The sequence below is a fragment of the Actinomadura sp. ATCC 39365 genome (genome assembly GCF_054392275.1).
This window is the reverse complement of sequence record NZ_CP184335.1, coordinates 1,058,205-1,078,698: the sequence shown is the minus strand read 5'-3', so window position 1 is coordinate 1,078,698 and position 20,494 is coordinate 1,058,205. Positions and strand designations below refer to the sequence as shown.

Below are 20,494 nucleotides of genomic sequence, written 5' to 3'. Positions count from 1 at the left end.
ATTATGGGGCAACGTCCACCGAGATCGCGGGGTCGGCGAAGCGCTCGTTCGGGACGGTGGCGTACCAGCCGGGACGTCCCGGGTCGCGGTCGTAGGGATAGCCGCCGGTCTCCCGGTACAGCTCGGCGTAGCGGGCCACGCGATCCGGGTCGAGGCGCACCCCGAGCCCCGGCCCGGAGGGCACGGCGATGGCGCCGTCCGCGTACGGCAGCCGGCCGCCCTCGATCACGTCGTCGCGCAACTGGTGGTAGTGGGCGTCGGCGGCGTAGGTGAGGTTCGGCAGCACCGCGCCGAGGTGCAGCATGGTCGCGAGCTGGATGCCGAGCTCGCCCGAGGAGTGCACGGCCACCCCGACCTGGAACGTGTCGCACACCCCCGCCGCCTTCACGCACGGCCGGACCCCGCCCCAGAACGTCGTGTCCAGCAGCACCACGTCGGCGGACCTGCGCAGCACGTTGGAGGCGAGCTGCTCGAAGTTGACGACCACCGTGTTGGTGGCGATGGGCACCCTGACCTGCTCCCGGACGGCCCTGAGCCCTTCCATCCCCCAGACGGGGTCCTCCAGGTAGTCGTTGTTCAGCCCCTCGATGGCCCGGCCGAACCGCAGCCCCTCGGCCACCGACAACACGGCGTTGGGGTCGTACCTGAGACGGTCGCCCGGGAACGCCTCGGCCAGGGCCCGGTAGCACTCCAGCTCGTAGTCCGGCGGGAACACGCCGCCCTTGAGCTTGTGCACGGTGAACCCGTGCGCCTCCTTGAGCCGGGCGGCGTGCTCGACGAGCTGGCCGGGGGTGCGGATCTCCGGGTGGCCGTCGGCGGCGTACCGGAAGAACAGGTAGGAGGCGAACGGGACCGTGTCCCGCAGCCGCCCGCCCAGCAGGTCGTGGACGGGCACGCCGAGGTGCTGGCCGACGAGGTCGAGGCAGGCGAACTCGACGGCGGCGAGGAGCTGGGTGCGGTTGTTGTAGAGCGAGGCGGTCGGATTGGCGATCTTGAAGCGCAGCGCCTCCAGCTCGAACGGGTTGTGCCCCTTCAGGTACGGGACGAGCGCCCGGAAGGCCGACTCCGCGCTCTCGCCGCCGCCGCCCATCTCCCCCAGGCCGACCAGCCCGTTGTCGGCCTCGACCTCGACGATCGTGCGCACGAACCGGCCCCAGTGGGCGCCGTTGCTGTGCCGCAGCGGCGCCTCCAGCGGGACGGCGACCGTCGTGGCCCGGATGTCAACGATCTTCACGCGCGCTTCCCTCCGACGACGGCGACCCCGCAGGCGGGCAGCCGGACCTCGACCGGATCCCGTCCGGGGACCGTGACCGTCGCCGTCACCGGCTCGGCGGCCAGCGACTGCAGCCGGACCACCTGCTCCCCGTCCACCCGGCCGATCGAGGTGATCAGCACGTCGGGGTGGTCCACCGAGGCGTAGGTCTCGGTGACCCCGGGACCGCCGGTGATCAGCGCGCCGACGAACGGCTCGGTCAGCCCCGAGGCCGCCGCCGCGCCCAGCCTGCTGCCCTTGACGCCGGCCGCCGACGTGACGGCGTACCGGAAGGTGGTCTCGCCCTGCTGCTGGGCCGGGAAGTTGGTGTCCCAGATGTTGTTGAGCGCCCAGGAGTAGACCGTGCCGTCCTCCTGGTCGAGCGTGGGCGGGAACGGCGCGTACGGCATGTGGATGGTGCCGAGCTGCACCAGCGGCGCTTCCAGGGTGGCCCAGGCGACGGTCAGCTCGGGGTCCTCGAAGGCGATCCAGTGCCTGATCGGCAACATGTACTCGGCCGAGCCTGGCACGCGCGGCACGCCGGGGCCGCCGACCCCGCCGGTCAGCTCCCAGGCCGTGGCCGGGCCCGTCGCGAACGGGAACGCCAGGAACACCGCCTCCTTGGCCGGGGTGCCCTGCTTGGCGAGCTGGTAGGTCAGGTCGAGCCTGGGGACGCCCCGGTGCAGCTCGATCGTGGTGCGCAGCCAGTCGACGCCCTTGCCCTGGAGCTCGACGACCAGCTTCTCGCCGACCGCCGTGCGCAGGGCCCTGACGATCGTCGCGTTGCGGGCGACGGCCCGGTCGCCGAGGAGCGTCCTGTCGTGCGCCCCGACGTGGCCCGACAGGTGGTTGAAGTGCGGGGCGGTGGCGTAGCGGTCGTAGACGTACTGGCCGAAGCCGGCGGCGGCGTCGCCGTTGACCAGCTCACGGCCGGCGGACTTGTCGAAGATCGAGCTGATGTAGCCCTCGCGCACGTCGTAGGCGACCCGGTAGAACTCGTTCTCGATCACGCCGTCCAGGTCCGGCTCGACCGGGTCGGGGGCCTGGCCCGGCCCGCGGACGACGTCCAGCCGCGCGTAGCCGAAGCCGGGGACGTCCGGCACGACCGCGTGGACGTGCCGGCCGATCGGGCGGGTCGGCCAGTCGTCGGGGTCGACGTACTCCTCGTGGTGCGGCAGGGTCTCGCCGGTCCTGGCGTCGACCAGCGCGATCGGCACGTCCACGGCCACCACGTCGCGCGGCAGGAACGCGCGCACCACGTCGGTCCGCGCCCTGGTGCCGGGGTTGAAGACGGCGAAGGAGGCCAGGGCCCGGCCATCCGCGTCCGCGCCCGGCAGGGCGGCGGCTTCCGCGTCCGGGGTCGAGAGGGCGGCGCCTTCCTCGTCCGGGGTCGAGAGGGCGGCGGCGAAGCGGCGGGTCGCGGCGTGCAGCAGGTCGGAGGCGTCGTCCTGGGCCTGGTAGGCGCCCGATGACTTGCGGGTCCACTGCAGGCCGCCGGAGTCGCCCGCCTCCTCGGCGTCCTCCCACGGGTTGGCCGCGCCCCAGGTGTGCTCGTTGAACAGGGCGACCTTGTCGTACGCCTCGTCGATCTGGTCCGTGGCGTCCGCGCCCGCGATCGTGTGCAGGGTCTCGGCGACGCGCAGGGCCGACTGGGCGCGGCGCACGTAGCCGAGCGGGCGGGCGCCCGAGCCGAGCCCGTCGGCCCACCAGTCGGTCCAGTCGCCCTCGTGCACGGCCAGGCGGTCGTGGTAGCGCTCCTCGACGTGCTCGAAGAAGTCGCTGTTGACCGCCGAGCGCAGGCGCGGCCAGGCCCACGTCTCGTTCCACCGGCGGGCGATGGAGGCGGGCACGATCGACGGCCCGGCGTTGTCGGCGTGCGCGCCCTGGACCCGCAGGTGCAGCACGTCCAGCTCGTACGGCTCGCGCGGCGCGTCCGGCCCCTGCCACCCGAACGTCCCCGGCCCGTACGGGTAGCCCCGCGTGGCCAGCGCCGACAGGTAACGCGGCAGCAGGTCGTGGGCCAGCTCGTAGGAGTCGGTCAGCCCGACCGTGTTGCCCTCCATGTACGCCATCCCGTGCGGCGTGTCGGTGAACCAGACGAGCAGCTCGTTACCGCTCGGCGCCCGCCACCGGAACGGCCTGGTCAGCTTGTCGCCGCCGTGCAGGTACGGCACCGACCGCCCGGCCCAGTTGTGCGCGGCGGCCAGGTAACGCACGCCGGCGGCGTTGAGCGCGTCCACCAGCCCCACGACCGCGCCCGGCACGTCGGTGTGCATGGCGGACCTGGTGGCGAAGCCGTACCGGTCCTGGAGCTGTGCGGGGAAGCGGAGCTGGCGGTAGAGCTCCTCGGTCGAGCACGCCTCGGTGTGGAGCTGGAACGGCAGCGCGGTCACCTCGATCGCGCCCGCCCTGGCCAGCGCGGCGAACGACTCGACCTGCTCAGCGGGCCGGGCGTCGAGCCATCTGAGCGCGGGCATCGACGACTCGACCGTCCAGCGGAACCTGGCGTCGTCCGGCCAGGAGGCGGTCTCCTCGGCCAGCCGCAGCGCCGCGTCGAGATAGTCGAGGTGGTGGCGGAGCACGGTGCCCTGGGGGTCGGTGTAGCCGATGTCCAGGTGCGAGTGGTGCACGACGAACACGCTCCACTTGCGCTGCGGGGTGACCGTGACCTGCGCGCTGCCGACCACGCCGGCGTCGTCGCGGCACTCCAGGGTGAGCGTGCGCGGCGCGTCCACCTCGGGCACCAGCAGCGTCACGTCCGTGCCGGAGGCGCTGTCGACGCCCACCAGCACGTGGGTCAGGGGTTGCGTGCTCGACACCCTGACCGCCTGGCGGCCGTCGTGCGTGAACAGCGGCAGCACCGCGACCCGCACCTCCAGCCCGCGCGCGCTGATCACCGGCGTCGAGGTGTCGTTGCGCAGCGCCTGCCTGATCCCGTCGTAGTCGGGGCTACCCAGGCTCCGCTGCAGCAACCGGCTCGTCATCTAAACACTCCCTAGGGACAGGCCCCGTGCGAAGAGGCGCTGGGTTGCCAGGAACAGCACGACCGTCGGCAGCGAGACCACCAGGCCCGCCGCCAGGCCGACGGGGACCGGGGTGCCTGCGTAGACGTCGGTCATCAGCCCGGCCAGGGCGGTCATGACCGGCCGCACGCTCTCGCTCTGGGTCAGCGTCAGGCCGAAGATGAGGTCGTTCCAGATGAAGGTGAACTCCAGGATGAACACCGCCGTCAGCGCGCTGAGCGAGATCGGCAGGTAGATGCGCCAGAAGATGCGCCACGTGGACGCGCCGTCCATGCGGGCCGCCTCGAAGATCGAGAACGCGACCCCCGTGTAGAAGTTGCGCAGCACGAACGCGGCCAGCGGCACGTTGATCGCGGTGTAGATGAGGATCATGCCGAGCCTGCTGTCGTACAGGCCGGCGTCGCTGTAGCCGACGAAAAGCGGCACGAGCAACATCTGCGACGGGAACACGGTGCCGCCGAAGATCAGCAGGAACCACCAGAACCCGTGGCGCAGCCGCAGCACCACGATCGTGTAACCGGCCAGCGCCCCGATCACCACGCCGAGCAGCGGCGAGACGACCGCGTAGAGTGCGGTGCTGGCCAGGCTGCCGGTCAGGTCGGCGCTGTCCAGGGCGCGGCCGAAGTTGTCCAGCAGCGCGAAGTCGCCGGACGGCACCCACGCGCCGCCCGGGTCGTACGAGGCCGCCGGCCTGGAGGCGTTGACCACGAGCAGGTAGGTCGGGCCGAGCCAGATCAGCCCGAGCACGATGAGCACGATGCGCCGGATCATCGCACCTGCCTCCTCAGGTAGAGGTAGGAGGCCAGCCCGGTGACCACGGTGAGCAGCACCGCGACCGCCGAGCCGTAGCCGTAGTCACTGGCCACGAACGTGTCGCGGTACATGGTCACCGCCAGCGTCTCGGAGTTGCGTCCCGGGCCGCCCTGCGTCAGCACCCACACGATGTCGAACGTCTTCAGGCTCGCCACCAGGGCCAGCCCGACCACGACCGCGGTCAGCGGGCGCATCAGCGGCCAGATCACGTGCCGGAACAGCCGCCAGCCGGAGGCGCCGTCCAGGCGGGCGGCCTCGATCGGCTCCTTGGGGATGGACTGCAGGCCCACGACGAACAGCAGCGTGTTCACGCCGAGCTGCTGCCAGGTCCACACCAGCAGCATGGCCAGCGTGTTGTCCGGCGCGACCTGTAAGAACGCGGTGTCCACGCCGAGCAGCCGGTTGGCGATCCCGTCGTGGGACAACACCGGGCTCCACACCATGGCCAGGCCCGCGCCGCTCAGCGCGTACGGCAACATGAACGGCACCCGGTACCAGGCGCCCCCCTTGATGTCGTAGGACAGCACCGCGACCAGCAGGCCGAGCCCGACCGGCAGCACCATCGTGCCGGCCACCCAGATGAGCGTGTTGCGGGTCGAGGTGAGCAGTGCGGGGTCGTCCAGCAGCTTGACGAAGTTGTGCACGCCGACCCACGCCGGGGGCTCCAGGCCGTCGTAGCGGGTGAGACTCAGGTAGGCCGTCCACAGGAACGGCGCGTAGAGCAGCCCCGCGACCAGCACGGCCGCGGGCGCCACGTAACCGTGCCTGAACCGGCCCAACATCGGGGTCCGCGAGCTCATCACTGATGCGTGGCCCAGTACTCGTCGGCGGCCTTCTGGATGGTGTCCAGCACTTCCTTGTACGTGCCCGGCTCGGTGACGAACTTGCCGAAGCCGTCCAGCGCGGCGGTCAGCACCGGCGGCGGCGTGGCCTCGAAGTAGCGGTTGACCAGGCGGTACTTGCCGCCGCCCGCGTCCTTGGTGACCGCGCCGAGCGCTTCGTCGGCGATCTCGACCTTCGGGTTGGCGCTCACGTCGCCCCTGGTGGTGGCCCACTTCTTCTGGGCGTCGGCGCTGGTCCACCACTTGAGGTACTTCATGCTGGAGTCGGGGTCGGCCCCCTTGGCGAGCGAGCACAGCGGCCCGCTCTCGAAGATCATCGAGGTCTTCGGCAGCGCGGGGTTGACGTTGGGGATGACGAAGAATCCGTAGTCGGTGCCGGACTTCAGGTCGCGCTGCGTCATGCTGGTGCTGAACCAGGTGCCGAAGGAGACCATGGCCGCCTTGCCGGTCTTCATGACGTCCCCGGGGTCGGTCTTGTCACCCGGGTTCATGAAATATCCGGCGTCGATGAGCGACTTCCACTTCTCCATCACCTGCACCACACCCGGGTCGGTGTACTTGGCCTGGCCCGTGGACAGCCGGTCGTACAGGTCGGGGTCGGAGCCGGCCAGGAGCTGCTCGAACCAGACGAAGGAGAACAGCACGCTGGTGTGGTAGAAGGCCTTGACGCCGTTCTTCTTCAGGGTCTCGGCGGCCTGGACCAGCTCGCCCCACGTCTGCGGGGGCTTCAGGCCGTACTTGTCGAAGATCTTCTTGTTGTAGAACATGCCCCAGTAGGCGACGTTCATCGGCACGCAGTACTGCTTGCCGCCGATGGTGTAGTACGGGGCGAGGTCCTGCGACAGGTCGCCCGCCTTGATCGCCTCCTGCCAGACGGCCGTGGTGTCGGCCACCTGCTTCTGCTTGACGATCTCCGCCAGCATCCCCCCGGTCTGCCAGGTGAACAGGTCGGGCTTCACGTCCGTGCGGAACGACGCCTTGATGAAGGCCTGGTACTGCGCGGAGTCGGTGTATCCCGTCGGCTTCATGCCCAGGCCGATCTGCTGCTTGGACAGCGCGCCCATCTCATCGAAGTATTTCGTCCAGGCGCCCTTGTCGTTGTAGAGCGTCAGTTCGGTCTTCTTCTTCGGCGCCTCGGCGCTGTTGCCGCCGCAGGCGGTCAGGACCAGCGCCGCCACGCCGAGCGTGGCCACACGTGACCGGAACATGGCCGGCCTCCTTGCTCTTTCGGGGGGACTTGCTCTATCTGGGTGGCAACCTCTGTTCGACGACGGTCCGGACGTCGACCAGATGGGCCCGCATGCGCGCCTGCGCCTCGGCGGCGTCACGCGCTTCGATGGCCTCCAGGATGGCCAGGTGCTCCTCGTAGTCGCGGCGCCGGTCGTCGAAGATCTGCAGGATCTCCCGCTGCTCCGGCCCGTGGACGGTGAGCAGCGAGTCGACGACCTCGTGCAGCACGCTGTTGCCCGCCATCCGCGCGGTCGCCCGGTGGAAGGACATGTTGGCCTCGTGCAGCTCGGCGTCCTCGCCGCGCAGGTGCCGGCCGGCCTGGTCGAGCACCCGCTTGAGCGCGGCCAGCTCCGCGCCCTCGGCGTGCTCGGCGGCCATGGCGGCCAGCGGCGGCTCGATCACGATCCGTGCCCCGAGCAGTTCGAGGAGCTGGGCGGCGTGCATCTCGCGCATGTTGGGGTTGGGCAGCACGAGCCGCTCGATGTCGGCGCCGACGTAGATGCCCGAGCCGTGCCGCAGCTCGATGGCTCCGGTGGCCTCCAGCCTGCGCAACGCTTCGCGCAGCGTCGGGGTGGTGACGGCGAAACGCTGGGAGAGCTCCCTGGTGGAGGGCAGCCTGTCGCCCGGCCGGTGCCCTCCACTACGGATGAGCTCCAGCATGCGCTCGGTCAGAGCGTCGGAAAGCGTCGGCCGCGCAACCTCGGACATATCAAGTGATCTAATCACTTATTCCGACGCACGTCTACGCCGACCGGGGATCTCCCCCGATCAGCGCTTGAGCAGGTCCTTCATCAGGTCGATCTGCGCCTTGCGGGACGCCTGCACCTGTGCCGCCCACTCCTTGACCGCCGGGTCCGCGCCGGAGGCCACCTCGGTGTCCGCCATCCTGATCGCGTCGCCCTGGTGTGTGATCAGCAGGGTCATCAGGTCGTGCTCGAAGGACTTCGACTTCTTCAGCGCCCTGATCTGCTTGCGGTCGGTCTCCGGCATGCCGCCGTGGTGGTCGTGGGCGCCGGAGGCGGCGGTGAGCGGCTGTTCCCAGGCGTACAGCCAGCGCAGCATCATCTCGACCTCGTCCTGCTGCGTGCTGGCCACGGCGGCCACCAGGATCCGGAGCTGGTCGTCGATGGCCCGTTGACTGCCGAGCTTGGCGATCTCTATGCCCTGGCGGTGGTGCTGCACCATCATCTGCACGAACATCACGTCCTGGGCGTTCACCGGAGGAGCCTGGGCCCCGGCCGCCCCGCAGGCGGTGGCCAGCAGGAGGCCCAGGGCCGCCAGGACGAGCTTCAGGGCGCCGGATCGGGGGGTAGCGGCCACTCTGCGCGCCTTCCATTAAAAAGGAAACCTTCCTAAGAGTTAGACGATTTCCCCCAGGCGCGCAAGGGCCCCTGTCAAGGGGGCGGAACGTCGGCGCGGCGGGTCGGCATCAGGCCGACCCGCCGCCGTCCGCTCCGGTCTTCAGGACGCCGCCCCGTCCCGGCCGGCCGCTCCGCCGAAGACCTCCTTGACCAGCCGCTGCACGACCTCCTGGAACGCCGCCGCCTGGGACATCGCGGCGTCGTCCACGTAGGTCACCGAGGCGGTCAGGGTCTTGCGGCCGTCGGGCGTGCTGAACATCAGCGCCGCCGAGCCCGAGATGCCGCCGTTGTGCGTGATGAGCGTGCCGCTGTCGGGGTCCGCGTCCTGCACGAACACGCCCAGGCCGTAGCCGACCTTGGGGTGCGCGTCGCGCATCTCGGCCAGCAGCGAGGGCGGCAGGAGCCGGCCGCCCATCAGCCCGGAGATGAACGTGTGCAGGTCGCGGGTGGTCGAGATCATGTCGCCGCCGGTGGAGATCCAGGAGGGGTTCTGGCGGGTGACGTCGACCGTCCTGTCCTGGCCGTCCTCCTCGTAGCGGTAGTAGGCGTGGGCGTGCGGCCCGGCGATCTCCGTGTCGGTGTCCGGCACGACGGTGTCCGGCAGCCCGAGCGGCTCCAGGACGCGCAGCCGCATCTCCTCGGCCAGCGGACGGCCGGTGACCTTCTCGATCAGCAGCCTGGCCAGGACGTAGTTGGTGTTGGAGTAGCTCCAGTCCGTCCCCGGCTCGAAGCGGGCGGGCTTGGACAGCGCGAGCCGTACCAGCTCCTGCGGCTGGTAGGTCCTGAAGCGGTTCTCCACCCACTCCCTGCCCGACCAGACGATCCCCGGCACGACGGTGCCGTCCTCGTAGTACTCGCCGGTGAAGTTGAACACGCCGCTGGTGTGCTGCAGCAACATCCGTACGGTGATCCGCCGGTCCAGCCCGAACTCGGGCAGGTGGTCGTCCACGACATCGTCCAGGCCGATCACGCCGTCGGCCACGAGGCTCAGGACGAGGGCCGCGGTGAAGGTCTTGGTGACGCTGCCGACCCGGAAGCGCCCGTCCGTCGGCGGCTCGGCGAGGCCGCCCAGCTCGCGCACCCCGGCGCTGCCGACCCACTCGCCCCGCTCGTCGTTCACCCGCAGCTGCACGCCGACGAAACCGGCGTCCACGATCTCCTGGAGGATCTTCTGCAGCTCCGGACGCTCGGCCACGTCGTTCACGGAAACGCTGTCGTTCATCATGATTCATACGCCTTTCAGAGCCTTCGGGCCGCATCCCCCGAACCGGTGATGGTTCAACCATCCCCGGCCGCGCTGACACCGGACCGTCGCCGTCCTGACGCGCCCGCTGACGCGGCGTCCCCCGTACGGCTACCGATGGCTCCCGTGCACGGTCTCCGGCCCCACCACGCGCAGCAGCTCCAGCGCCTCGAACGTCTTCGACCCGGGCGGCGGCGTGAAGATCAGCAGCCGCTGGTCCTCGGCCGGGGCCAGCAGCACCTCGTAGTCGAACTCCATCGCGCCGATGGCCGGATGCCGGACCCGCATGCGGCTGCCGCGGCGTACCGCGACCTCGTGCCGTTCCCACAGCGAGACGAACTCCGGGCTGGCCCGACGCAGGCGCTCGACCAGGGTCCGGGCCGGCTCGTCGTTGCCGCGACGGACCACCGCCGCGCGCAGGTCGGCCACGTGCAGGCGGGACCGTTCGGCGCGCTCCTCCTCCGGATAGGCCTCCCGCCTGAACGGGTCGGTGAACCAGCGCCACACGATGTTGCGATCGGGCGCCTCGGTCGTGCAGCTGCACCCGAACAGGGACTCGGCCATGGCGTTCTGCGCCAGCACGTCGCCCAGGTCGCTCAGCACCTGCGCGGGCGTCCCGACGAGGCGGTCGAGCAGGTAGAGCAGGCTCGGCTTGACGTGCTCGCCCGACCGCGGCCCGGCCGGCGGCCGGTGCCCGGCCAGCAGGTAGAGGTGGTCGCGTTCGTCGCGCGTCAGGCGCAGCGCCCGCGCCAGCGCGCCCAGCAGCTGGGTGGACGGCTGCGGGCTGCGTGCCTGCTCCAACCGCATCAGGTAGTCGGCCGACATGCCCGCGAGCTGAGCCACCTCCTCCCGCCTCAGCCCCGGGGTACGGCGACGCGGCCCCGACGGCAGCCCCACCTCGCCGGGCAGCAGCCGCTCCCGCGAGCGGCGAAGGAAGTCGGCAAGCTCCGTACGATCCATGAGCCCATCCTGCAATACCGCGAAATATCGCAGTCCAGGACTGTCTGTCCTAGGGAATCCGGTCCGCTCCTCATCCGCACCCCCGGCTGGCACGGTGGCGCCCATGACCCGACACCTGACCGTCTCCGGGACCCGCCTCGCCTACCGCACCGTCGGCGACGGCCCCGGCCTGGTGCTCCTGCACGGCACCGGCCCGGGATCGTCGACCTGGGACGGCGTCGCCGAGCGCTTCGCCGACCGCAACACCGTGATCCTGCCCGACCTCGGCGGCAGCGACCTCGCCGAGGACGACGGCGCCCCTCTGACCGTCGAGGGCCTGACCCGGCAGCTCGCGGCCGTCATCGAGGACTCCGGCAAGGCCCCCGTGGACCTGCTCGGCTTCTCCCTGGGCGCGGTGGTCGCCCTGTCCCTCGCCGCCACCCGCCCCGAACTCGTCCGCCGCCTGATCCCGCTCTCAGGCTGGGCCCACACCGAGGACGCCTACCTGCGCACCGCCCTGCAGACCTGGCTCGGCCTGGCCGGCAACCCGGACGCCTTCGCCCGCTTCGCCATGCTGACCGCCTTCAGCCGCCGCTACCTCAACTCCCTCGCCCCCGAGGATCTGGAGAACCGGGCGACGTACTTCCGGCCGCACCCCGGCCGCCTGCGCCAGATCGACCTCGGCCGCCGCGTCGACCTCCGCCATCTGCTGCCCGGCATCCAGGCGCCCACGCTGGTCGTCGGCGCCGCCCATGACGGCCTGATCCCGGTGGAGAACGCCCGCGAGCTCCACGCCGCCATCCCCGGCAGCTCCTACCTCGAACTCGACACCGGCCACGTCTCCAGCGTCGAACGCCCCGACGACTTCGTCACCCTCGTCCGCGACTTCACCGCCTGACCCCGGCTCCACCGCCTGACCCTGGCTTCACCGCCTGGCCCTGGCTTCACCGGCTGGCCCTGGCCTCACCGGCGTGCGGCAAAGGACAGCGGGGGCCGGTCCGTCACCGCGGACCAAGCCCCCGCCACCGACCCGCCGACTCAGACCAGCGTGTCCTTGATCTTGATCTGACCCGCGTCGATCACGAACTTCTGATTGTTGTTGTTGCTCTGACACTCCCACTGATAGATCCGGACCCCGTTACCGCGGTCGTTGGTGACATCGACACACATCGGCCGCGACGTCCCCAGAGTGTCCCTGATCTTGATCTGACCCGCGTCGATCACGAACTTCTGATTGTTGTTGTTGGCCTGACACTCCCACTGATAGATCCGGACCCCGTTGCCACGGTCGTTGGTGACATCGACACACATCGGCCGCGACGTCCCCAGAGTGTCCTTGATCTTGATCTGACCCGCGTCGATCACGAACTTCTGATTGTTGTTGTTGCTCTGGCACTGCCACTGGTAGATCCGGACCCCGTTGCCACGGTCGTTGGTGACGTCGATGCACATGGGGTTCGGAGCGGAAGCCGCAGCGGGCAGGACGAGGCCCGCACTGACGGTGGCGACGAGGACGGCTCCAGACAGAAGGCGACGAACCAGCATGAGTGTCCCTCCGAGGGTGCGTTGAACAGGGCTCATGCACCATGTCGCAACTCACGGTGTTCGATCAATCACCATCTGTTTACAGTCCCCTTCCCCCCGGCATGCACAAGGAGGCGCTCACTCCGGCCGGCCGCCGATGGCTAGACCGACGAGCCTGGCGAGGAAACGATCGACCTGCTCCTCCAGCGGCGGCCACGGCAGGTCGGGCTGGTTGACCCGCATCGACACGGCCCCGTGCACCGCCGCCCGCAGATCCAGCGAGACCACAGCGGCGTCGTCGTCCGGGGCGAGCCCGGCGTCGATGCACCGCTGCACCGCGGCGGTGGTGCGCTCGGCCAGCTCCTGCTTGAACGACATGGCCACCCGCTGGTTGAGCGTGCTCTCGTGCAGCACCTTGTACAGGCCGGGGTGCTGCTGGACCCACCTGCCCAGCAGCAGCACGCGGGCGCGCAACTTCCCCGCCGGATCGGCGGCCCCGGTCTCGGCCTCATCGATGGCCGCCACGAGCTCGCCATGGAACCTCTCCAGGGCGGCCAGCACGAGCGCGTCCCGGTCGGCGAAGTGGATGTACACCGAGGTCGCGGCGACGCCGACCTCACGTGCCACCGCGCGCATGGACAGGGCCTGGTCGTCGCCGAGCTCGTTCAGCAGGCGCAGAGCGGCGCCGATGACGTCGTCCCGCAGGCGCTCGCCCTGGCCTCGCGGATTGCGTCCCTGCCTGCCGCCGCGAGGGCCGGCCGGGGCGGAGGTGGTCTCGTCCATGAAGGTCCATTGTAGGCGGACGCCCGTTGCACTACAGTCGTAGCGCTACAGTCGTTCACATATGGAGGAGATCCATGGAGAACCAGGTGAAGGCGCTGGACTCGGTGTTCGCCGAGATGAGCGCCGCCACCGACCGCCTGCTCTGGGACGAGATCCCGGAGCTCACCAGGCGCGAGAAGCTCCTGCTGTGCCTCACCGCCGACGTCTGCCAGCAGACCCTCGGCCTGCCCTTCGAACAGCACGTGACGATGGCCGCCGGCTGCGGTCTGCCGGCCGACGACCTGCGCGAGATGCTGCGCTTCGTCGCCTACGACAGCGGATACCCCGCCGCCCTGACGGCCCTCGCCCGCCTGACCGAACTGGAACGGGAACACGCCCTGCCCACCCCCACCAGCCAGGGTCACGAGGTGAACGCCGACGGCACGGGCAGCCCGCTCCCGGAGGCGATGCGACAGGCCGTAGCCGCCCTGGACCGGCCGTTCAGCACCTACATGGACCTGCAGTCCCGCATGCGCGCCGGCATGCGGCGGGTGTCGACCAGGGAGCGCGCGTTCATCACGATGACCGTCGACGTGCTCTTCCAGACCCTGGAGGAGAGCTTCCGCGCCCACCTGACACGCGCCCTCGGCGCCGGCGCCACACCGGAGGAGGCCCGTGCCGTCGTACGGTTCTCCGCGCAGTTCGGCATGACCAAGGCCTGGCGCGCCATGCACGTGCTCGACGCCCTGCTCACCGAACTCGGCACCCCCGACCCCGCCCCGCAGGAGAGCCGCTCCCGCGCCTGACCGGTCGTTGCACACACAGGAGCCCTCCGCGATCCCGCGGAGGGCTTCTGCCCGGGGGTGTCACGGAAGGGCCGGAGAACGAACGCGTAGGCTCGCCGCTGATCCGGCAGCATGCAGGGAGAGGTGCGATGACTTCTGGCTTCGCGGCAGGCGAGGAAGAGTGGCGAGCTCGTCTGGGGACACTCCGGCAGATCGTCCGCCAGGAGCTGGTGGCCCGGCACTTGGCGGCCCACCTGCCCGACGCGGTGCCGCGGCGTGTTCTGGACGTGGGATGCGGCCAGGGAACCCAGCTGCTGCGGCTGGCGCGACGCGGACACGATGTGACAGGGCTGGACTCCTCGGCCGCACTGCTTGGTGATCTTCAGCGTGCTCTGGCCGACGAGCCGGGGGATGTCCGGGAGCGAGTGCGGCTGCTCCACGGCGACGTAGCGGATATCGCCACCTTGTTCCGGCCTGAGAGCTTCGATGTCGTGCTGTGCCACGGGGTTCTGATGTACTTCGCCGACCCCGGGCCGTTGCTGGACGATCTGGCGCGGCTGTTGCCCCCAGGGGGCATGCTGTCCCTGCTGGTCCGCAACGGCGATGCCTTGGCGATGCGGCCAGGTCTGCTCGGCGACTGGGCGACCGCGCAGCGAGCATTCCAGGACCTGTCGTACGACAACCGCATCGGCGTCACGGCTCGCGCCGACCGCTTGGACGTCCTGACTGCCGCGCTCGCTGACCGGCGGCTGAAGGTGCGCGCCTGGTATGGCGTACGCGTGTTCACCGACACCGCGCCGGCCGACGCGGAGATCCCCGACGACCAGGTTCTGGCCGCGTTGCTGGACTGCGAGCAACAAGCCGGCGCCACAGATCCTTATCGACGCGTTGCGGCTTTGACCCACGTTTTCGCCGAGCGGGACTAGAGCCGATCGAGCGTCCTGGGATCGACGCTCAAGCCTTCACAGTCTTCGGCGATCAGTGAGCCTGTGCCGCGGTGCGCCGGCGCCCCTGCCTCAGTCTCCGATCCCTGATCACCGCACGCACAAGGAGGTCGGCCAACAGGCCGATGCCCACAATCAGTCCTCCGACCTGGAACGCAGGCGTCGCGAGTTCACCGGACAGGGACTTGAAGGTCAAGGCGAACCCCAGGCAGAGCTGGGTCCCGCTCCCAACGCGTGCTCGAACCCAGGGAATACTCTGCAGAACAGCCACCGCCGAGATGGCATAAGCAAAGATCAGGAAGGACGCTGCAAGATTGCTGGGAGGATCCGTCAGCAACAGCGCCGTCCCGCCCACGAGGCCCACCGCTGATGTTGCGGCCACGATCACGCGCTGCGGCATGGTCAGGGCATCGAACCACGACCTCTTCTGATCAACTGGCTCCACGGGCTCACTGTCCCACAAGGGGCCATAAGCGACCACCCACATCGCGACGCCGTCCTGCGATGGGATCCTTGGTCGCCCGGTCAGAAACGCAGAAGCCCCCCGCGATCTTGCGGAGGGCTTCTGACCTGGAGCCGCCTTGGGGATTCGAACCCCAGACCCCTTCATTACGAGTGAAGTGCTCTGGCCGACTGAGCTAAGGCGGCGTGCCTGTACGGCTTGCAAGAGTCTACAGGAGATCGAAGGGTTCTTGCTCCTCCCGATCACCGGATCCCCGGACAGATCGCGCCATCCTTCGGCGGCACCCCCTCCACGAGATACCGGTCCACGGCGTCGTCCACACACGGGGAGCCGTTCCCGTACGCGGTGTGCCCGTCGCCGTCGTAGCTCAGCAGCACGCCGGACCGCAGTTCCCCCGCCAGCGCCCGGGCCCACCCGTACGGCGTCGCCGGGTCCCGTTTCGTACCGATGACCAGGATCGGAGGAGCCCCGGCGGCGGTCAGGCGATGCGGCGCGAAGGTGGGCCGGGCCGGCCAGAACGCACACGGCAGGGACGACCACACGATGTACGGCCCGAACCGGGGCGCCTTCCTGGACGCCTCCGCCGCATCCTCCGCGAAGGCCGCAGTCGTCGCCGGATACGGACCGTCGACGCAGTTCACCGCCAGATTGGCCGCCAGCTGGTTGGAGTACGTGCCGTCGTCCTGCCTACCCGCGAGCTGGTCGGCGTTGCGCAGCAGCATTGAGCCGTCGCCGTTCAGCGCCCGGCGTAGCGCCTCGGTGAGTTCCGGCCAGGAGGCACGGTCGTAGAGCGGCGTCAGCGCTCCGAGGGTGGCCAGCGCCTCGGTGACCCGCCGGCCGCCGCCGCCTTCCAGGGGCCGGGCGTCCGCATGGTGGATCAGGGCCCCGACCTCGTCCATCGCCTGCTCGGCGGTCCGGCCGGCGAACGGGCAGTCGCGATCGCCCAGGCAGTCCTCGACGTACGCGCGCAGCGCCTCCTCGAACCCCACGGCCTGCTCGGTGTTCAACAGCACCCGCGAGTCGGCCGGGTCGAGGGCACCGTCCAGCGCGAGCGTACGCACCTTGCCGGGAAACAGGTCGGCATAGACGGCCCCGAGAAAGGTGCCGTACGACTTGCCGAGATAGGTCAGCTTCTGGTCGCCCAGGGCCTGGCGCAGCAGGTCCAGGTCGCGGGCCACGTCCACGGTGCCCAGGTGGGGCAGGAGCCGGCCGGAGCGCTTCTGGCAGCCGGCCGCGAACCGCCGCGCCGCGGCCTCCAGAGCACTCCGTTCCTCAAGGGTGTCGGGGGTGGTGTCCATGGCGACGAACGCGTCGAGCCCTTCGTCGTCGAGGCAGTCGACCGGCGCCGACCGGCTCACCCCGCGGGGATCGAAGCCGACGATGTCGAACCGCTCCCGCACCTTCTCGCCCACGACCAGCCGGGCGGCCCTGGCGTACTCGACCCCGGACGCCCCCGGCCCACCCGGGTTCACCACCAGCGAGCCGATCCGGTCGCCCGTCGCGGGCAGCCGGACGACCGCCAGCTCAAGCCGCTCGCCGTCGGGCCTGCCGTGGTCGAGCGGCACCCGCAACATCCCGCACTGGAACCCGTCCCCACAGTCGGACCAGCCGAGCCCCCGCACCACCCGCTCCTCCGGACGGCCACACCCGCCGGCGAGAAGCAGCACCGGCACCGCGGCCCCGGCCACGACGCGACGCAGCCACCGCACCCGCATCCCCGCGGCCCCGTACCGCGAGAGACCCGGCACGGTCAGCGGGGCTCCCCACGAGCGATGGTTGCGCACCACACCAGCCAACCACCTCCGGCGCGGACACACCCTTGGATGCCATCCGGCGTTGGCGGGACACACGGCGTCACCCCAGGTGACTTCCCGCGATACCAGGAGTTAGCCTGAAAAGGCTGCTCCGTCCCCCCGGTGACGGTCGCTCAGTCGACACGTCCGGAGGCAGTCGTCCGGTATGTCCGGCGAACAACGGAGGCATCGATGAACGGCTACCCGCACATCGCGGACCACGGCATGATCGGAGACCTGCAGACCGCCGCGCTCGTCTCCAGCGACGGCACCATCGACTGGTGGTGCACGCCCCGGTTCGACTCGCCGAGCCTGTTCGCGTCCATCCTCGACAGCGGGCGCGGGGGCCACTGCCGGCTGGCCGCCGACATGGAGGGAAGCGACGAGGCGACCGTACGGCAGCTCTACCTGCCGGACACCGCCATCCTCGTCACGCGGTTCATGGCTCCCGGCGGCGTCGGCGAGGTCGCCGACTTCATGGAACCGAACACCTCCAGCACTCCTTCCGGCCGGCACCGCCTGGTGCGGCTCGCCCGGGTGGTCCGCGGGAGCCTGCCCTTCGTCTTCGCCTGCCGTCCCCGCTTCGACTACGGGCGAGCACCGCACACCCTCGCCCTCGGCGACGCCGGATCGGCGATCTTCCAGGGCCCCGGCACGAACCTCCACCTGCAGGCCGTCGGCCCTGTCGCCCTGCGCCCTGACGACGAGGACGTCGTCGCGGATTTCACCCTCCAGGCCGGCCAGATAGCCGCGATCGTCCTGACCAGCTGCAGCGGCGACGACCAGGCCGTGCCGCCCGTGACCGCCGACGGGATACGCGACAGCTTCGAGGCCTGCCGCACCTTCTGGCACGATTGGCTGCGCGCGTCCCGGTACCGGGGTCGCTGGCGTGACATGGTGAACCGTTCGGCGATCACTCTCAAGCTGCTCACGTACGCACCCACCGGCGCCCCGATCGCCGCGGCCACGATGGGGCTGCCGGAGCAGATCGGCGGCGAGCGCAACTGGGACTACCGCTACACCTGGGTCCGCGACGCCTCGCTGTCCGTCCGGGCCCTGATCGACCTCGGCTTCGTCGAGGAGGCCCAGGCTTTCCGTACCTGGCTGCGTGAACGGCTCGCCGCCGGCCGCGCCTCCGGTGAACCGCTGCAGATCATGTACCGGATCGACGGGGATCCCCATCTGACCGAGGAAGTACTCGGCCATCTGGAGGGATACCGACAGTCCCGACCGGTACGGGCCGGAAACGCCGCCTCCGACCAGCTCCAGCTCGACATCTACGGTGAAGCCGCCGACGCCCTGGCCCAGGCCCAGGAGATCGGCGGCATCCGCGGCTGGCGAGCCTTCGCCGAGCTGCTCGACTGGCTGGCCGACTCCTGGGACCGTCCGGACGAAGGCATCTGGGAGACCCGCGGCGGGCGTCAGGAGTTCACCTACAGCCGGCTGATGACCTGGGTCGCCTTCGATCGGGGCATCCGGATGGCCACCACCTACTCGCGTCCCGCTGACCTGGTCCGCTGGATGAGTGTCCGGGACGCCGTCTTCAACCAGATCGTCGACCGCGGCTGGAGCCCTGATCGGCGGGCCTTCGTCCAGCACTACGGCACCGACGTGCTGGACGCCTCGCTGCTGCTCATGCCCCGGGTCGGGTTCATCTCCCCCCGCGACCCGGCCTGGCTGAGCACCCTGGACGCCATCGACGAGGAGCTGGTCAGCGACAGCCTCGTCTACCGTTACGACCCCGCCGCGTCCCCCGACGGCCTGCGCGGATCGGAGGGAACGTTCAACCTGTGCAGTTTTCTCTACGTCGAGGCCCTGGCCCGCGCCGGACGGCTGCAGCAGGCCCGTTACGCCTTCGACAAGATGCTCACCTACGCCAACCACGTCGGCCTGTTCGCCGAGGAGATCGGCCCGTCAGGCACGCAGCTCGGCAATTTCCCGCAGGCGTTCACCCATCTGGCGCTCATCGCCGCGGCCATCGCCCTCGACGAACAACTCGACCGCGCCGAACCGGACGGGCGGTAGACCGCACACGGCGTCCCGGGTCACCGGGGGTCGGCGGGGAGCCGGATCGAGGCGCCCAGCCCCACCAGGGCGAAGATCGCGAGAGCGATCATGGCGAGAGCATAGGACCGGTTCCCCTCGGCCAGCCCGGAGATGAGGATCGTGCCTGCGATCGCCGTGCCGAACGACGAGCCGAGATTGGACACGCTGCGCGACAACCCGGAGATCTCGCCCTGCTGTTCCTCGGGAAAGCTGGACTGCACGACGTTGACCGACGGCGTGAGCATCACGCCCACGCCCAGCCCGATCAGCAACAGCCCCGGCACGAAGGCGACGACCCGCGAAGACGCTCCGACCAGGGCGAGCAGGACGGCGATCCCGGTCACGGTCATGGCGAAACCCGCCGAGATCAGGTTCTTCTGGGAGTGCTTCTTGGTGAGCCGCTCCGCCGCCAGGGACGTCACCAGAACGCCCACGGTCGCCGCGGTGAAGACGACACCCGTCTGGATGGCGTTGTACCCGCGGACCTTCTGCAGGAAGACCGCGACGACGAAGGACGTCCCCATGAGGACCAGCCACTGCATGTTCTGGGTGACGAGGCCGAGATTGGACGTACGGTTGCGGAAGAGACGCGTCGTGAGCAACGGCTCCTTCCCGGCGCGTTCCCGGGCGCGGATGTGCAGGAAGAACCAGACCAGGAAGCCCGCTCCGACGACGAGGAACGCCGTCATCAGCGCGGCGTTCCTGCTGGCCTGGAGAATCCCGAACACCACGAAGAACATGCCGGCGGCCGACAGGACCGCGCCGGCGGTGTCGAAGGGCCGGGTCGGATCCGGCGGCACCGGGTCGGCGATCCGGCGGCTGAGAAAGACGATCACCGCGACCACCACCGCCTGGAAGACGAACGCGGCCCGCCAGGTGATCGCCGTCGCGATGAAACCGCCGATCAGCGGGCCCGCGGCCGCGCCGACACCCCCAAGCCCGCTGATCAGGCCGTAGGCCCGGGCACGCGACCGCAGATCGTCGAAGGCCATCGTCGCGAGGATGTAGACGGGCGGAATCAGCAAGGCGGTCCCCACCCCTTCGAGAACCGAGTTGCCGAGGATCAGTACCGCGAGGCTTGGCGAGAACGCGCTGGTCAGCGCACCGATCCCGTACAGGATGAGCCCTGCGAGGAAGCATCTCTTGCGACCCCAGCGATCAGTCAGCTTGCTGCACGGGATCATGAGCACCGCCATGATCAACAGGAACAGCGTGATCGTGCTCTGCACGCCCTCCACCGTGGTGTTCAGGTCCCGGCCGATGTCGTTGATCATCACGTTCATGTTCGAGCCGGCGAAGCTGCAGATGAACTGGGCGAGGGCCAGCGGGGCCAGCGGGCTCTTCGAGAAGGCGGCCGAGCTCCCGGGGGCTGCGGGTCCGGTCATGGTCCACCCCGCCGTCGCGCTCGCGGAGCTCGATCGGTGGCGACGGGGTCGGCGCCTTCGCCGTACGAACCGGCGCCGCCCCTCTCAAG

General features: G+C 70.1%; 18 protein-coding genes and 1 tRNA gene. 4 read left to right on the top strand and 15 right to left on the bottom strand.

Annotated features, from left to right (window positions below; genetic code table 11):
- Position 1: 1 nt before the first annotated feature.
- From ACNF49_RS05750 to ACNF49_RS05710, 9 genes are all read right to left on the bottom strand, one after another.
- A complete protein-coding gene (locus tag ACNF49_RS05750) occupies positions 2-1,234 on the bottom strand; it encodes an enolase C-terminal domain-like protein (RefSeq protein ID WP_482943015.1) in 1,233 nt (410 codons plus the stop codon).
- Positions 1,231-4,236, bottom strand: coding sequence for a glycoside hydrolase family 38 N-terminal domain-containing protein (locus ACNF49_RS05745; protein WP_482943014.1), 3,006 nt, complete (start codon positions 4,234-4,236; stop codon positions 1,231-1,233). The genes ACNF49_RS05750 and ACNF49_RS05745 overlap by 4 nt, the downstream gene beginning before the upstream one ends.
- Entirely contained in the window at positions 4,237-5,046 is an 810-nt protein-coding gene (locus tag ACNF49_RS05740; protein WP_482943013.1) for a carbohydrate ABC transporter permease, read from the bottom strand. It lies immediately after the preceding gene.
- Positions 5,043-5,888 (bottom strand): carbohydrate ABC transporter permease, encoded by an 846-nt coding sequence (locus ACNF49_RS05735; RefSeq protein ID WP_482943012.1) that lies wholly within the window; start codon positions 5,886-5,888, stop codon positions 5,043-5,045. Before ACNF49_RS05735 ends, ACNF49_RS05740 begins: the two co-directional genes overlap by 4 nt.
- On the bottom strand, positions 5,888-7,138 hold the full coding sequence (locus tag ACNF49_RS05730) for an ABC transporter substrate-binding protein (protein WP_482943011.1): 1,251 nt from the start codon (positions 7,136-7,138) through the stop codon (positions 5,888-5,890). Before ACNF49_RS05730 ends, ACNF49_RS05735 begins: the two co-directional genes overlap by 1 nt.
- Before the next feature lie 34 nt (positions 7,139-7,172).
- A complete protein-coding gene (locus ACNF49_RS05725) occupies positions 7,173-7,868 on the bottom strand; it encodes a FadR/GntR family transcriptional regulator (RefSeq protein WP_352318565.1) in 696 nt (231 codons plus the stop codon).
- Positions 7,869-7,928: 60 nt separating this feature from the next.
- On the bottom strand, positions 7,929-8,480 hold the full coding sequence (locus tag ACNF49_RS05720) for a DUF305 domain-containing protein (protein ID WP_482943010.1): 552 nt from the start codon (positions 8,478-8,480) through the stop codon (positions 7,929-7,931).
- A 141-nt stretch (positions 8,481-8,621) separates the two neighbouring features.
- Positions 8,622-9,746 (bottom strand): serine hydrolase domain-containing protein, encoded by a 1,125-nt coding sequence (locus ACNF49_RS05715; protein WP_482943009.1) that lies wholly within the window; start codon positions 9,744-9,746, stop codon positions 8,622-8,624.
- Positions 9,747-9,875: 129 nt separating this feature from the next.
- Positions 9,876-10,724 carry a helix-turn-helix transcriptional regulator gene (locus ACNF49_RS05710; protein ID WP_482943008.1) on the bottom strand — a complete coding sequence of 283 codons (849 nt, stop codon included), beginning with the start codon at positions 10,722-10,724 and terminating at the stop codon, positions 9,876-9,878.
- 103 nt (positions 10,725-10,827) lie between these two features.
- Between ACNF49_RS05710 and ACNF49_RS05705 the strand changes: the two genes are divergently transcribed.
- Positions 10,828-11,601 carry an alpha/beta fold hydrolase gene (locus ACNF49_RS05705; protein WP_357975448.1) on the top strand — a complete coding sequence of 258 codons (774 nt, stop codon included), beginning with the start codon at positions 10,828-10,830 and terminating at the stop codon, positions 11,599-11,601.
- Positions 11,602-11,741: 140 nt separating this feature from the next.
- Here ACNF49_RS05705 and ACNF49_RS05700 read toward each other — a convergent pair whose 3' ends face one another.
- Together ACNF49_RS05700 and ACNF49_RS05695 are read right to left on the bottom strand one after the other, a co-directional pair.
- Positions 11,742-12,248 (bottom strand): RICIN domain-containing protein, encoded by a 507-nt coding sequence (locus ACNF49_RS05700; protein WP_482943007.1) that lies wholly within the window; start codon positions 12,246-12,248, stop codon positions 11,742-11,744.
- Between the two features lie 117 nt (positions 12,249-12,365).
- A complete protein-coding gene (locus ACNF49_RS05695; protein WP_482943006.1) occupies positions 12,366-13,010 on the bottom strand; it encodes a TetR/AcrR family transcriptional regulator in 645 nt (214 codons plus the stop codon).
- 74 nt (positions 13,011-13,084) lie between these two features.
- On the opposite strand from ACNF49_RS05695, the gene ACNF49_RS05690 reads away from it, so the two are divergent.
- A complete protein-coding gene (locus ACNF49_RS05690; RefSeq protein ID WP_482943005.1) occupies positions 13,085-13,795 on the top strand; it encodes a carboxymuconolactone decarboxylase family protein in 711 nt (236 codons plus the stop codon).
- A gap of 128 nt (positions 13,796-13,923) precedes the next feature.
- Positions 13,924-14,700: a class I SAM-dependent methyltransferase gene (locus ACNF49_RS05685; protein WP_482943004.1), complete on the top strand. Its 777-nt coding sequence runs from the start codon at positions 13,924-13,926 to the stop codon at positions 14,698-14,700.
- Positions 14,701-14,752: 52 nt separating this feature from the next.
- Here ACNF49_RS05685 and ACNF49_RS05680 read toward each other — a convergent pair whose 3' ends face one another.
- From ACNF49_RS05680 to ACNF49_RS05670, 3 genes are all read right to left on the bottom strand, one after another.
- The gene (locus tag ACNF49_RS05680) at positions 14,753-15,163 is read right to left on the bottom strand and encodes a hypothetical protein (RefSeq protein ID WP_482943003.1); all 411 of its coding nucleotides are present in this window, start codon (positions 15,161-15,163) and stop codon (positions 14,753-14,755) included.
- A gap of 126 nt (positions 15,164-15,289) precedes the next feature.
- Positions 15,290-15,366: transfer RNA gene (locus ACNF49_RS05675), tRNA-Thr, on the bottom strand.
- 57 nt (positions 15,367-15,423) lie between these two features.
- Complete coding sequence (locus ACNF49_RS05670) at positions 15,424-16,968, bottom strand: alpha/beta hydrolase (RefSeq protein WP_482943002.1); 1,545 nt, start codon at positions 16,966-16,968, stop codon at positions 15,424-15,426.
- 198 nt (positions 16,969-17,166) lie between these two features.
- Between ACNF49_RS05670 and ACNF49_RS05665 the strand changes: the two genes are divergently transcribed.
- Entirely contained in the window at positions 17,167-18,999 is a 1,833-nt protein-coding gene (locus ACNF49_RS05665) for a glycoside hydrolase family 15 protein (RefSeq protein ID WP_357973542.1), read from the top strand.
- A gap of 20 nt (positions 19,000-19,019) precedes the next feature.
- Here ACNF49_RS05665 and ACNF49_RS05660 read toward each other — a convergent pair whose 3' ends face one another.
- Positions 19,020-20,405, bottom strand: a complete 1,386-nt coding sequence (locus tag ACNF49_RS05660; protein ID WP_482943001.1) for an MFS transporter — start codon at positions 20,403-20,405, stop codon at positions 19,020-19,022.
- Positions 20,406-20,494: the final 89 nt, after the last annotated feature.

What these genes read in the sequence shown, in the direction of transcription:
- ACNF49_RS05745 (WP_482943014.1), bottom strand. Translation starts at nt 4,236, where the DNA reads ATGACGAGCCGGTTGCTGCAGCGGAGCCTGGGTAGCCCCGACTACGAC.
- ACNF49_RS05740 (WP_482943013.1), bottom strand. Translation starts at nt 5,046, where the DNA reads ATGATCCGGCGCATCGTGCTCATCGTGCTCGGGCTGATCTGGCTCGGC.
- ACNF49_RS05735 (WP_482943012.1), bottom strand. Translation starts at nt 5,888, where the DNA reads ATGAGCTCGCGGACCCCGATGTTGGGCCGGTTCAGGCACGGTTACGTG.
- ACNF49_RS05730 (WP_482943011.1), bottom strand. Translation starts at nt 7,138, where the DNA reads ATGTTCCGGTCACGTGTGGCCACGCTCGGCGTGGCGGCGCTGGTCCTG.
- ACNF49_RS05725 (WP_352318565.1), bottom strand. Translation starts at nt 7,868, where the DNA reads ATGTCCGAGGTTGCGCGGCCGACGCTTTCCGACGCTCTGACCGAGCGC.
- ACNF49_RS05715 (WP_482943009.1), bottom strand. Translation starts at nt 9,746, where the DNA reads ATGATGAACGACAGCGTTTCCGTGAACGACGTGGCCGAGCGTCCGGAG.
- ACNF49_RS05710 (WP_482943008.1), bottom strand. Translation starts at nt 10,724, where the DNA reads ATGGATCGTACGGAGCTTGCCGACTTCCTTCGCCGCTCGCGGGAGCGG.
- ACNF49_RS05705 (WP_357975448.1), top strand. Translation starts at nt 10,828, where the DNA reads ATGACCCGACACCTGACCGTCTCCGGGACCCGCCTCGCCTACCGCACC.
- ACNF49_RS05700 (WP_482943007.1), bottom strand. Translation starts at nt 12,248, where the DNA reads ATGCTGGTTCGTCGCCTTCTGTCTGGAGCCGTCCTCGTCGCCACCGTC.
- ACNF49_RS05695 (WP_482943006.1), bottom strand. Translation starts at nt 13,010, where the DNA reads ATGGACGAGACCACCTCCGCCCCGGCCGGCCCTCGCGGCGGCAGGCAG.
- ACNF49_RS05690 (WP_482943005.1), top strand. Translation starts at nt 13,085, where the DNA reads ATGGAGAACCAGGTGAAGGCGCTGGACTCGGTGTTCGCCGAGATGAGC.
- ACNF49_RS05685 (WP_482943004.1), top strand. Translation starts at nt 13,924, where the DNA reads ATGACTTCTGGCTTCGCGGCAGGCGAGGAAGAGTGGCGAGCTCGTCTG.
- ACNF49_RS05665 (WP_357973542.1), top strand. Translation starts at nt 17,167, where the DNA reads ATGAACGGCTACCCGCACATCGCGGACCACGGCATGATCGGAGACCTG.
- ACNF49_RS05660 (WP_482943001.1), bottom strand. Translation starts at nt 20,405, where the DNA reads ATGACCGGACCCGCAGCCCCCGGGAGCTCGGCCGCCTTCTCGAAGAGC.